13 protein-coding genes and 1 tRNA gene are annotated in these 11,978 nt (G+C 71.7%); 3 read left to right on the top strand and 11 right to left on the bottom strand.

Annotation, left to right across the window (positions count from 1 at the left end; genetic code table 11):
* Positions 1 to 101 precede the first annotated feature (101 nt).
* The 3 genes from AB5G72_RS08450 to AB5G72_RS08440 form a co-directional block, all read right to left on the bottom strand.
* Positions 102 to 467 (bottom strand): YciI family protein, encoded by a 366-nt coding sequence (locus AB5G72_RS08450; RefSeq protein ID WP_069390476.1) that lies wholly within the window; start codon positions 465 to 467, stop codon positions 102 to 104.
* Between the two features lie 351 nt (positions 468 to 818).
* Positions 819 to 1,016 (bottom strand): hypothetical protein, encoded by a 198-nt coding sequence (locus AB5G72_RS08445; protein ID WP_067714393.1) that lies wholly within the window; start codon positions 1,014 to 1,016, stop codon positions 819 to 821.
* Between the two features lie 74 nt (positions 1,017 to 1,090).
* Entirely contained in the window at positions 1,091 to 2,515 is a 1,425-nt protein-coding gene (locus AB5G72_RS08440; protein WP_440221411.1) for an acyltransferase family protein, read from the bottom strand.
* A gap of 208 nt (positions 2,516 to 2,723) precedes the next feature.
* Here AB5G72_RS08440 and AB5G72_RS08435 point away from each other — a divergent pair, with 208 nt between their 5' ends.
* Complete coding sequence (locus AB5G72_RS08435) at positions 2,724 to 3,770, top strand: NAD(P)/FAD-dependent oxidoreductase (RefSeq protein ID WP_440221410.1); 1,047 nt, start codon at positions 2,724 to 2,726, stop codon at positions 3,768 to 3,770.
* Here AB5G72_RS08435 and AB5G72_RS08430 read toward each other — a convergent pair.
* The 6 genes from AB5G72_RS08430 to AB5G72_RS08405 all read right to left on the bottom strand — a co-directional run bounded on the left by AB5G72_RS08430 (position 3,767) and on the right by AB5G72_RS08405 (position 8,022).
* Positions 3,767 to 4,786, bottom strand: coding sequence for a nucleoside hydrolase (locus tag AB5G72_RS08430; RefSeq protein WP_440221409.1), 1,020 nt, complete (start codon positions 4,784 to 4,786; stop codon positions 3,767 to 3,769). The genes AB5G72_RS08435 and AB5G72_RS08430 overlap by 4 nt on opposite strands.
* A complete protein-coding gene (locus tag AB5G72_RS08425) occupies positions 4,783 to 5,310 on the bottom strand; it encodes a mycothiol transferase (RefSeq protein WP_440221408.1) in 528 nt (175 codons plus the stop codon). Before AB5G72_RS08425 ends, AB5G72_RS08430 begins: the two co-directional genes overlap by 4 nt.
* The gene (locus tag AB5G72_RS08420; RefSeq protein WP_440221407.1) at positions 5,304 to 6,797 is read right to left on the bottom strand and encodes an SDR family NAD(P)-dependent oxidoreductase; all 1,494 of its coding nucleotides are present in this window, start codon (positions 6,795 to 6,797) and stop codon (positions 5,304 to 5,306) included. The genes AB5G72_RS08425 and AB5G72_RS08420 overlap by 7 nt, the downstream gene beginning before the upstream one ends.
* A gap of 33 nt (positions 6,798 to 6,830) precedes the next feature.
* Complete coding sequence (locus AB5G72_RS08415; RefSeq protein WP_440221406.1) at positions 6,831 to 7,481, bottom strand: hypothetical protein; 651 nt, start codon at positions 7,479 to 7,481, stop codon at positions 6,831 to 6,833.
* The gene (locus AB5G72_RS08410; protein WP_163375769.1) at positions 7,478 to 7,846 is read right to left on the bottom strand and encodes a TfoX/Sxy family protein; all 369 of its coding nucleotides are present in this window, start codon (positions 7,844 to 7,846) and stop codon (positions 7,478 to 7,480) included. The genes AB5G72_RS08415 and AB5G72_RS08410 overlap by 4 nt, the downstream gene beginning before the upstream one ends.
* A 90-nt stretch (positions 7,847 to 7,936) precedes the next feature.
* Positions 7,937 to 8,022: transfer RNA gene (locus AB5G72_RS08405), tRNA-Leu, on the bottom strand.
* A gap of 201 nt (positions 8,023 to 8,223) precedes the next feature.
* Between AB5G72_RS08405 and AB5G72_RS08400 the strand changes: the two genes are divergently transcribed.
* A complete protein-coding gene (locus AB5G72_RS08400; RefSeq protein ID WP_440221405.1) occupies positions 8,224 to 8,766 on the top strand; it encodes a YbhB/YbcL family Raf kinase inhibitor-like protein in 543 nt (180 codons plus the stop codon).
* A 13-nt stretch (positions 8,767 to 8,779) separates the two neighbouring features.
* On the opposite strand, the gene AB5G72_RS08395 is transcribed toward AB5G72_RS08400, so the two are convergent.
* Together AB5G72_RS08395 and AB5G72_RS08390 are read right to left on the bottom strand one after the other, a co-directional pair.
* Positions 8,780 to 9,847: a quinone-dependent dihydroorotate dehydrogenase gene (locus tag AB5G72_RS08395; RefSeq protein WP_440221404.1), complete on the bottom strand. Its 1,068-nt coding sequence runs from the start codon at positions 9,845 to 9,847 to the stop codon at positions 8,780 to 8,782.
* 49 nt (positions 9,848 to 9,896) lie between these two features.
* On the bottom strand, positions 9,897 to 10,898 hold the full coding sequence (locus AB5G72_RS08390) for a hypothetical protein (protein WP_440221403.1): 1,002 nt from the start codon (positions 10,896 to 10,898) through the stop codon (positions 9,897 to 9,899).
* 205 nt (positions 10,899 to 11,103) lie between these two features.
* Here AB5G72_RS08390 and AB5G72_RS08385 point away from each other — a divergent pair, with 205 nt between their 5' ends.
* Positions 11,104 to 11,949 carry an undecaprenyl-diphosphate phosphatase gene (locus AB5G72_RS08385; protein WP_187352239.1) on the top strand — a complete coding sequence of 282 codons (846 nt, stop codon included), beginning with the start codon at positions 11,104 to 11,106 and terminating at the stop codon, positions 11,947 to 11,949.
* Positions 11,950 to 11,978: the final 29 nt, after the last annotated feature.

Here is an 11,978-nt window from a genome sequence, read left to right as displayed (position 1 = left end):
GGGCCGCGCTCTCGCACTCCCCGGGTCGGCGGTCACCGGGCGCCCCGCGCTCGGTGCCCACGGCGTCTCCTGGTCCCTCGGTCACCGGTGCCCGGCGTCCGTCAGTACTCTGCGATGGCCCGGACCTCGACCCGGCCACCATGCACTCCCGGGCATCGCCGCGCCCACGCGAGCGCCGCGTCGATGTCGGGCACGTCGATGATGATTGTGCCCCCGACGAACTCGCGGCTCTCCGCGAACGGACCCGAGGTGATGACGGGGTCGCCGCCACCGGCGGGGGCCGCGAGACTGACCGCGGTCTCCGGGTCGTGCAGGGCAAAACCGCCGGCGAGGACCCCCGCAGCCTCGAGTTCGGCATCGAACGCCATGAACGCCTCCGGTCCGGGCCCCTCGACGGCCCCCTCCGGCCCGGCCTCCCCGCACCGGACGTCGTCGATGTTGCCGAAGAGTAGAAGCACGTACTTCATGTCGATCTCCTGACTGTGACTGGTGGATGCCGGCCGCGGTGAAGTGCGCCGACACCTTCATGACGAACGGGCACCCGAAGATCGACAGGTCCGCGGAAGGAATCTCCGCGCTCGCGGATTCCGCTCCCGGGGCATCCGCGCAGGAGATGTCGCCCGCGGCTGTCTCAGAGGCCGCGCGACTACACTCTCGCGGGCACACGAGGCTCACAGGCTTCAGTGTTGGATGCACACACCGGCATGCTCACCCACACGCGGCAGCTCGTCTGTGAACGACGCGGACGCGAATGGAGTCGGACAGGAGACGACGGGGGAGACGACAGATGCCGACTCCGAGCCCGCCGACGCTCCGCTTCAGTACCGTTCGTCCGGCACCCGACGGCTCCGCGAGCGCATCGCGAACAGCAGACCGATCACGAAGAGCACCACACCGGCCACCATCAGGATCACCGCGAGGGTGTTCGAGTCGATACCCGGAATGCTGATCTCGACCGCGTACATGAGTATCGCGCCGAGCACCACGAGGACCACTCCGCCGCCGATGTAACCCATAGCTGTTCTCCTTCGTCGTGAGCGTGCGCGTGTCCGCGCTTGTGCGCTCACCCTACGAGAACACGGCGCCGAATTCAGGCGTGCGGGGAGAGCAGCTTTCGTGCCGGTTCCTCGATGAACCGGTGGCTCGCTGCGCCCGCGGCCAGCGAGCCGGCCACGGTGACGGGCCAGATGACCCCCATTCGCTGGTCCCATAGCCGCGTGCGGGTGAGGGGGAACGCGGCGTGCAGGACGAGCTGATGCCACAGGAAGATTCCGTACGACCAGGTGCCGACCTTCTGCAACGGCGCGGACTCCAGGACCGGGAACCGCGTGCCCTCCGGGGCGAGGACCACCGGGGCCAGGACGAGGAACGCCATCGTGCCCGCCAGACCGGTCCGGGCCGCGAACTCGACGGGGCCCGGGTGGACGAATCCCTCGGAGAACCATCCGGGAACGGTGGTGGCGACCAGGGCAGCGCCGCCGGCGATCCACCACCCCCACCTCGCGAGTCGATCGCGACACATCCGGGCGAGCGTGCCGGGGGGCGCGGTGACGACCTCGGCCAGCAGCATCCCCGCGGCGAACCAGGCGGCGAACGACGGCGGGAGGATCTGGACGTTGACGTCGGCCGGCAGGATGCCGAGGGCGTGCCACGGGAGCATCGGGAACACGAGACCCGAGGCACCGAACGCGGCGATCGCCGGGATACGCCACCGGGCGGAGTCGCCGCGCAGGTCCTTCATCGCGGTCCACAGCAGCGGGAAGGCGAGGTAGTACGCCATCTCCACGGCCAGCGACCACGCGTGCGTCAGCCCGGCGACGAGGAAGTTCGACGTGTAGATCTGCGTGAGGGTCAGGTTGGCGATCCAGGAATCCGGGCCGTTGACGTGGTTCTGCTCGAGCAGCAGCATCGCGGCGGCGACCAGCACCGCGTACGACGGCAGGATCCGCACGAGACGCGAGCGGAGGTACTCGCGGGTCGGCCGGGCGGTTCCCGGCTCGTCCCTGCGCGCGTGGGCGGCGTGGGCTCGCCACAGCAGGAACCCGGATTTGGCGAAGAAGACGGCGACCGCCAGGTCGAGTCGCCCGAACAGCCGTTTGACGGGTGACCCGGTGGACGCGCGGGTGACGAAGGCGACGTGGGTGGTCAGCACCCCGACGGCCGCGAGGCCACGGATCCCCTCGAGGGCGGGGACGAATCCCCGGGCCCCGGCGAGTCGGCGTGGCGCCGAGCCGGCCGAAGTCGTGTCCCTGCCCGCCAGGTATCCCGAACGGGTGGCCGTCGCGTGGCCCACACCCTCGAAGGACGCCGCACCGGGGCCTGCCGCCGGTACGGTCACCTCGGCGCGTTGCCGGATCCGCCTACGCACGGTCTCCCGCGCGGTGGCCACGGCGTTCCGGACGGTGGCCACCGCAGGCTCGGCCTCGCCGGAGGCCACCGCTGCGCGACGTGCGGAGACCCCGGCGACGACCGCCCCGCCCGCGACGACGATCAGGGCGGTGGCGACAGACCTCATGGACTCTCCCGGGGCGGTGAGGTGGGATGACGGCGGTGCCCGGGAGGGCCCAGAGGCCGCCCGGAACATCCGGAGGAGCCTAACACCGGTTCTAGTTCCGTCCATCGACCGCCCGCGCCTCCGGGTCCGATCACTCCGGGGGCGGGCCGGTGGTCGGTCGGCATCGGTTTTCGTAGGGTGGCATCACCCGTTTCCCGATCGGAGAGCCATGACCGACGCCCCCACCGACCCCGGGTCCGACGCCGTGGACGACCACCCGCCGGAGGCCGTGGATGTCCTGGTGATCGGCGGGGGCCCGGCGGGCCTGTCGGCCGCCACCTGGGTCGGCCGGTATCAGCGCTCCACCCTGCTCGTCGACGCCGGGTGCCAACGCAATCTCGCGGCGAAGCGGATCCACGGCATGCTCGGCACCGGCCCCACCACACCCGCCGAGTTCTACGCCGACGTCGACGAGGGCCTTCGCGAGTACCCGACCGTCCGACGACTCGGTGGAGTCGTCACCGACCTGGTCAAGGAATCCGACGACCGGTTCGTCGCCCGAATCGCACCCGGCGCCACAACGGATGGTGATGACGAGAACCCCGTCACGGTCACCGCCAAGCGGATCATCCTCGCCACCGGTGTGCGCGACCGGCTACCCGACCTCGCGGGGATCGACGCACACTACGGGGTCGACGTGCACCACTGTCCCGCCTGCGACGGCCTCACCGCCGCCGGCCGGCGGATCATCGTTCTCGGCGTGGGCGCGCATGTGCCCGCCTACGCGTCCGAACTGCTGGACTGGGCGTCGGAGGTGGTCATCGTCACCGAGAGCGACTCCGACCCGGCCTTCGACGACGATCAGCGGACCGCCTGCGCCGAGCACGACATCGAAGTGATCGACGGCGTCGCCCGGGAACTCGTCGGCGACCCCGGTCAGCTGGAGGGGGTGCGGCTCGCGGACGGGAGGGTGATCGCGGGATCGAAGGTCTTCTTTTCCTACGCGCACCACCCGACAAACGAGCTCGCGACGTCCCTGGGCTGCGAGCTGGACGACGAGGGCGGTCTCACCGTCAACGCGATGCAGCTGACCAGCGTCGACGGGGTGTACGCCGCCGGCGACATCGTGACCGGCCTGCAGCTCGTGCCGATCGCCGTGGGCACCGGCGCCGCGGCCGGCGTGGCGTGCGCGACCTCGCTGCGCGGGCACGCCACCGCCGAGTGCGTTCCCGACCCGGCACCGCCGACCCGGAACTTCACGCGGCCGGACAACTAGTCGGGCAGGCCCGCCAGCGAGACGATCGCCGCGCAGATCTCGTCCAGGACCGCGTCCGGCCCACCCGGCACCAGCACGTCGGTCGCGATGCGGGCGTTGTCCACCCGGCGCCGGTGCCCGCGGACGTCCGCCACCGTCATGCCGCGAGTGTGCTCGCCCGAGCACTCGACCCGTACGTTCGCCGGCGCGGCCACCACCGCCTCCGGGTGCAGGGCCATCCACGCGACGAACGGGTCGTGGACCTGCGCCAGGTATCCCTCCCCGACGGAGTCGTGGAACTCGAAGTAGAACCGCAGGGCCTCGGTCAGCCGCCGCGCCAGCGGGGAATCCGTGGCCTCGAGCAGCCACTCCGACCGCTCTGGGGTCCATACCGCGCGTTCGGTGAGGTTCAACCCGCACCACAGCGGGGTCGGCACCGCGGGATCGGCGGTGCGCGCGTCCTCCCACGCCCGGCACACGCGGTCGGCGGCCTCGGGGTCCACGTCGACGTTCCATTCGCTGACCGGCGTGGTGTTGCCCGGATGCCCACGGAACGTCCCGCCCATCACCACCAGCCCGCCCAGCAACCGGGGGAGTGCGGGGTCGAGTGCCAGGGCATGGGCCAGCGTGGACGAGGGACCGGTCACGATCCCCACCAGCTCACCGGGGTGGGCGCGCGCCGCGTCCACCCAGAGTCGCGCACCGTCGCGGGGATCGACCGGCCTCGTCGTCGTCGCCCTCGTCGTCGTCAGTTCGGCGTACCCGGCCCCGCGGGGGCCGTGCGTCTCGGGGGTGAGCACGTGGGGCACGACGATCGGGCCGGGCGCCCCGGCGGCCACCGGGAGCCCCGGCGCGCCCGCGAGGTCGAGCCACGCACACGCGTTGGCAACCGTGTCCTCCGACCCGACGTTGCCGGCCGTGCACACCACGCCGGTCAGGTCGATCCGCCCGGTGCGGTGCTCGGCCACCAGGTAGGCGATCGCCAGGGCGTCGTCGATGCCCGGATCGCAATCGAGCAGCACCGGGGTGCGGCTCACCGCGAGCGGCCCCGGGACAGCAGGACGTCGCGGGTCACCTGCAGCTGGCCGGTGTGGGCGGCGACCTCGTGCAGGATGTGGCCCGCAACCCACTCCGGGGTGAAGGTCCCCGCCCGGCGCGCGGCGTCGACGTCGACCGTGGTCCCGGCGGGAGTGGCCAGATCGCCCCGTCCGACCGCCGCGGTGACCCACCCGGGAAGTCGGTCGATCAGGGCGCCAAGCCGGTCGAGCTCCGGCCCCACCGGTCCGGTGAAGGCGAACTCGGCGTCACGATCCCGGACGATGTCCTCACCGCCGAGACATGCCGCACCCCAGGAGGCGAGCACCCCGCACAGGTGGTGAACGAGCGCGGCGGCGCTGTTGGTGGGCCACTCGGAACCCTCGTCGGTGGGCCGCGAGTGCACCAGCGTGCCGCGCCCGTCGCCGCCGAGATCGGCCACCGCGGCGCGGATCGTGGGCAGCAGCTCGTCGGCGAGGATCCGGCGGGCGGCGTCGACGTTCACGGCGGGGTCGACGTTCACCACGGGCTGGGCTCGAAGTCCTTGAGGAAGCAGCCGTAGAGGTCCTCGCCGGCCTCGCCGCGGACGATCGGGTCCACCACGCGGGCGGCGCCGTCGACGAGGTCCAGGGGCGCGTGGAAGCCCTCCTCGTGCAGCCGGACCTTGGTGGTGTGCGGGCGCTCGTCGGTGATCCAGCCGGTGTCCACGGCGGTCATGAGGATGCCGTGTTCGGTGAACATCTCCTCGGCGGAGGTGCGCGTGAGCATGTTGAGGCCCGCCTTGGCCATGTTGGTGTGCGGGTGGCCGGCGCCCTTGTAGCGGCGCGAGAACTGTCCCTCCATGGCGGAGACGTTGACGACGTACTTGCGCCGCGCCTCGGAGGCCGCCATGGCGGGGCGCAGGCGGGAGACGAGGATGAACGGCGCGACCGAGTTGGCGAGCTGCACCTCGAGCATCTCCATCGGCTCGACCTGCTCGACCGTGGCCACCCAGCTGTTGTGGTCCACCACGTCCGGCAGCAGCCCGCCGGCGTCGATGGCGGTCCCGGCGGCCATCCGCTCCAGCGAGGACGAGCCGGCCTGCAGCGCCAGGGTCGCGATGTGGTCGGCCTCGCGCTCGGCCTCCTCGGACCCGATCAGCGCGGACTCGCCGCCCATGAGCGCGGCCGGGTGCAGCTCGGAGGTGCGGCCCATGGTGACCACGGGGATGTCGGCGGCGCGGCCTGTGAGGGCGGCCGACTCACCCTCGACGAGCCCGGAGTACGACCCGGGGGAGCGGCGCACGGTCTGTGCGGCGTTGTTGATGAGGATGTCCAGCGGGCCGCCGGCGGCGACCTCGTCGGCCAGCGCCACGACCTGGGCGGGGTCGCGCAGGTCCACGCCGATCACGTGCACGCGGTCGGCCCACTCGGGGTGGTCGTCCATCGAGGCGAACCGGCGGGCGGCGTCGCGGGGGAAGCGGGTGGTGATGGTGACGTCGGCGCCGGCGCGCAGCAGCATCAGGGCGATGTACATGCCGATCTTCGCGCGGCCGCCGGTGAGCAGGGCCCGCCGGCCGGTCAGGTCCATCTCGGGATCCCGCCGGGCCCGGTTGAGCGCGGCGCACCTCGGGCACAGCTGGTGGTAGAAGGCGTCGACCTGGGTGAAGCGCTGCTTGCAGACGTAGCACGCCATCGCGCGCTGGAGGTGGCCGGCGACGGCGCCCGGGGTGGTGGAGACCAGGCGGATGCCGGCGGTCTCGTCGTCGATCCGGGTGGGTGAGCCGGTCGCGGTGGCCTCGATGACAGCCTTGTCCGCCTCCTGGCGGGCGCGACGCACCTCGGCGCGGCGCGTCTTCTTGAGGAGCTTGAACATGTGGCCGACCGACCGCTGCACCCGGATGGAGTCGGGGTGGTCCTCGCCGAGCGCGGCGGCCTGGTCGAGGACGCGCAGGCAGATCTCGAGGTCGCCCGGGTCGATACCGCTCGGGTCGATACCGCCTGGATCGAAACTGTCTGGGTCGATGCCGGTCACCCCGATACGGTACGACGACGAGGTGGTCAGCCCCTAAACCGTCCGCCCCCGCAGGGTGGACACGTCGCCGGCACGCAGCCCGGTGAGCACGTGCTCCACCGCCCGCAGGTGATGGTCCCGCCCGGAGAGGACGGCGGTGGGGGCGAAGCCGTGGCCCGCGGCGTACGCCTCGGACACCAGCTGGGCGTGGGCCTCCACGGGCAGCACGACCGGGCCCTGGCCGGCGGGGGCGTCGTGGGCGCCGCGGGCCAGGGCCCGCCAGTCGTAGGCGCGCCGGCCCATGCGGATCTGCTCGCTCAACGCCCGCACCACGTAGCGCGGGCCGAGGTACCGGCCCTGCCAGATGTGGGTCAGTTCGTGCACCAGGGTCGGGGTGGCCCGTAGCCGCGTGGGGCCGGGGTCGGTCATGACCACGATCCCGGGGTCGGCGCCGAGATAGATCAGGCCCGGCAGCGCAAACGCACGCCGGTGTGGGACTCCCGGAACGTGGCCGCGGCGGATCACGACCGGCGTGGGGTCGATCGTGCCCGCGAAGAACCCGTCGAGATCGGCGCGGACCTCCGACGGCAGGTCCAGGGGCGGCGGAGCCAGCCCCAGGGCGTCCAGGCCCCGGTCTGCGGCGCGGGCGGCAGCTGCCAGGGCCCGTCCCGCCGCATCGCCCGGTCGGCCGGCGCTCGCCCTCACGGCGTCCCGCCGGTGACCGAACGGTTGTACTCCAGGGCCGGCGCGAGCCACCCGGCCAACTGATCGTCCGTCGCGATCGACGACGGCTCCACGGTGATCCACCCGGGCCCCATGTCCCGCCCGGCGCCCATCTCGGCCCGGATCGCGCCGGGCAGGGCCATGAGCTCATCGTGCCGGTCGGGGGAGACCCTCACGAGCAGTGACCCGTCCCGTCCGGCGCTGACCGCGATCCTCTCGGACACCATGACGCAGTGGCCGCCGAACATCGACACCTCGCGGGTCACCGGCTCATCGACGAGGAGTTCGCGCAGGCGGTCGATGAGCTGCTGCTGAGCGGGGGGCGGTGTGCGGGGTGTGCGGGCCATCGGGCGACCTCCCCAGCAAAACTCACCCAGAAACAAGTGGGCCCCGGATCCTCACGGATCCGGGGCCACTTCTACTGTCTCGACACAGTGTGCGCGAGGGGGGACTTGAACCCCCACGTCCGTTAATAGGACACTAGCACCTCAAGCTAGCGCGTCTGCCATTCCGCCACTCGCGCTCGCACACTGGTGACCTCCACCGGCTCGTGTCCGGCTTGGTCGTGCGAGGAATGACATTAGCCGATGCCCGAACCGTGGACCAAATCGGGGTCCCGCCGCGGCTCCCACCGCCGGGTCATCGCTGGTAGACAGGGCTGGTAGACAGGGACGTGACCGGATGGAGGACCACTCCACACCGCCACGATCGCAGGAGGATGACGATGACCGACTTCCGTGTGCCCGACCCCTACGCCGCACTCCCGGATCTACCGGCCCTCGAGGTGACGAGCGAGTCGTTCACCGAGGGTGCCACCCTGTCGGCCGCGCAGCTCGGCGGGAAGATGGGTGTCGAGGGCGGCGAGGACAGGTCGCCACAGGTGAGCTGGAGCGCGGGTCCGGAGGGTACGAGGACCTACGTGGTCACCGTCTTCGACCCGGACGCCCCCACCGCGTCGGGCTTCTGGCACTGGTCGGTGGCCAACATCCCGGCAGAGGTGACCTCACTGCCCGAGGGCGCGTGCACGGGCGACGACACCTCGGGCCTCCCCGAGGGCGCGGTCGTGGTCCGCAACGACGCCGGCTTCAAGGGCTTCGTGGGCGCGGCCCCGCCGGCGGGCCACGGGCCGCACCGCTACATCCTCGCCGTCCACGCGGTGGGCGACGAGATCGAGCTCGGTGACGACGCCTCGTGCGCGTTCGTCGGGTTCAACCTGTTCGGCCAGGGCCTGGCCCGCGGCGCGGTGACGGGGATCTTCGAGCAGTAGCGCTCAGTAGCGCTCAGCGCACCGCCGAGCCGACGGCCTCCGCCAGGGACCTGAACCCGCCCTGGCGGAGGCGCTTGGCCACCAACCGGTTGGTGCCGCGCAGGAGCGTGGGTCCGGTGAAGATGAACCCGGTGTAGGTCTGGACGAGGTTCGCGCCGTGGGTGATGCGGTCCCAGACGTCCTCGGGCGTCTCGATGCCACCGACGGAGATGATGACGATGCGGCCGCCTGCGCGTCCGTGGATCCGCGAGAGGACCTCGCGCGACCGGGCGGCGACCGGCGCGCCGGAGATGCCCCCGGCGCCCAGTGCCTCGACCGCCGCGGCGGGGGTCCGCAGTCCGTCACGCGAAATGGTGGTGTTGGTGGCGACGATGCCCGCCAGCCCCAGTTCCAGCACGAGGTCCGTCACCGCGTCGATGTCCGCGTCGTCCAGGTCGGGCGCGATCTTCACCAGGACGGGGATCGTGGCCACGTCCCGCACCGCCGCGAGGATGGGCCGGAGCGATTCGACGGCCTGCAGATCCCGTAGACCGGGAGTGTTGGGGGAGCTGACGTTGACGACGAGGTAGTCGGCGAGACCCGTGAGCATCGTCGCCGAGGCCACGTAGTCGCGGACCGCGTCCTCCGCGGGGACCACCTTGGTCTTGCCGATGTTGATCCCCACCGGGTCACTGCTGCGGCGCCGACGGAGGTTGTTGGCCGCGTTACCGGCCCCGTGGTTGTTGAACCCCATCCGGTTGAGGATCGCCCGGTCCTCGACGAGCCGGAACAGGCGTGGGGTGGGATTGCCCGGTTGGGGAGAGGCGGTCACGGTGCCCACCTCGCTGAACCCGAAGCCGATCGCGCCCCACGAGTCCACGGCGGCGGCGTTCTTGTCGAACCCGGCCGCCAACCCGAGCGGGCCGGGGAAGGTACGACCGAGCACCTCCTGGGCGAGCACGGGGTCCCGCACACCCAGGATCCGGCGAGCCACGGCACCGAGCGGGGGCACCAGGGTCAGGAGCTTGAGCAGGCCGAACACCAGGTGGTGGATCCGCTCCGCGGGAAAGCGGAACAGCACCTTCTTGAGCAGTGCGTACACGGTCCTCCTCGGTGAACGTCCCCGGGCGGGACGTGGGTCTTCTGGGCGATCAGCTCGCCGGCTCGGTGAGGGTCGGTCGGATGAGGTGCAGGCCCGCCCCGTCCGCGGAACCGACCACCACCGTCCCCGAGTCGGTGACCGCCAGCGAGTCGGGCTGGCGCACCGTCGGGATGTCCGCGTGCTGGATACCGACGCCGTCGCCGAGATCGTACGCCTGGACGGTGTTCGTCCCCGTGGAGGTGACCCAGACGAGTCCCCGTGACGTGTCCTCCGCGACCGCCCACGGGGCCGCGGCGACGGGGAACTGCTGATGCAGCCGGACGGGCGAGGTCGAGTACACCAGCAGGGTCCCGCCGACCGTGTCGCTGGCCACCACGGAACGCTCGCCGAACTCGTCGAGCTGACCCGCCCCCTTGCCGGCACGCAGGAGCGGCCCGGCGTTGTCCGATTCGAGGTCGATGCTGGCGATGACGGTGTCGGGGCGGCTCAGGGCCGTCACCGAGCCGTCCCGGGCGACGCTGATCCGGTCCACGGCGGTCAGCCCGCCGATGCGACGCTGCTCGGCACCGTCGGCGTCGCGCACGACGATCTCGCCCTCCGGGGTGCCGGTCAGTAGTCGACCGTCCGTGGTCAGCGCGGCCGCGGTGACCGGGCCCAGCCCGGTGATCTCACGGACCTGCCCGGTGGCCGACACCAGGACGACGCCGTCGGAGTGGGGGACGACCACCGTGCCGTCGTCCGCGGCCGAGGCATCGCCGGCACCCGGGGGCAGCGGCACGGAGTCCTCCTCCACCCAGCGGGTGCCGTCGATTCGACCGATCTCCAGCGACGGCGGGTCGTCGACCCGGGCGACGACCCGGTCACCCACCGCGACGAGGGAGCGGACCGAGCCGGGAACCGGGATCACGTCACCCCCGGCGGGGTCGGAGACCTGCGGTGACTCCGCGGGGGAGGCGTTGCCCTGGGCGATTCTGTTCTGCTCCTCGAGCTCCGCGGTGGGCGAGGAGCAGGCGGTCAGTGCGACCCCCAGGGCGAGGAGGGCGGCGGGCACGCCGGAACGGTGGAGGACACGTCGGTGCACGGTGTTCCTTTCGACTGCCCGCCATTGTCCACCACGCGGGTGCTCGGGCACCGTCCAGGTCCGGGCGACTACTCTCGCTGCGTGCGGTGACGCGATCCGCGTCCGATCCGCCGGAACCCGAGAGGAAACAGCGCACGTGAAAACATCGGTCCTCGCCGCGCCCACCGCGGAAGGGATGTCCTGGCTCCAGGTCGTCGTGCTCTCGGTGCTCCAGGGCCTCACCGAGTTCCTGCCGGTGTCGTCGTCCGGCCACCTACGGATCTTCTCCACCTGGTTCTTCGGCGAGGACGCGGGCGCGTCCTTCACCGCCGTGGTCCAGCTGGGCACCGAGGCCGCGGTGCTGGTGTTCTTCTTCAAGGACATCGTGCGCATCCTCGTGGCCTGGTTCCGAGGCGTGTTCAACTCCGAGCACCGCGCCGACCCGGATTATCGCCTCGGGTGGTTCGTCATCGTCGGGTCGGTCCCGATCGCCCTCATCGGTTTCGTCGGCAAGGACTTCATCCGTGACGCCGCGCGGAACCTCTGGATCACCGCCATCGTGCTCATCGTCTTCTCCTTCGTGTTCCTGCTCGCCGAGAGATTCGGCCGGCAGGACCGCCCCGTCGACGCCAAATCGCTCGAGGGTCTGACGATGAAGGACGCGATCGTCATGGGGCTGGCCCAGTGTCTGGCGCTCATCCCGGGCGTGAGCCGCTCCGGGGGCACGATCTCCGCCGGCCTGTTCCTCAACATGTCGCGCGAGGCCGCGGCGCGGTTCTCGTTCCTGCTGGCCATCCCCGCAGTCCTCGCCTCGGGCCTGTTCAGCCTCCCCGACGCGTTCGAACCGTCGGTGGGGCAGTCGGCGAGCGGATTCCAGCTCCTCGTGGGGTCGGCGATCGCGTTCGTCATCGGGTACGCGGCCATCGCCTGGCTTCTGAGGTTCGTGCAGAACCACTCGCTCGCCTGGTTCGCCGGGTACCGCATCCTCCTCGGCGCCCTGGTGATGATCCTGCTCGGCACGGGCACGATCCCCGCGACCTGACCGGGGCCGCCGCCCGGCCGGTGACCGAC

The organism is Dietzia sp. MNB45 (genome assembly GCF_051994785.1).
GTDB classification, from domain to species: Bacteria; Actinomycetota; Actinomycetes; order Mycobacteriales; family Mycobacteriaceae; genus Dietzia; species Dietzia kunjamensis.
The sequence above is the reverse complement of the archived record's forward strand: the minus strand, read 5'-3'. Positions and strand labels throughout refer to the sequence as shown.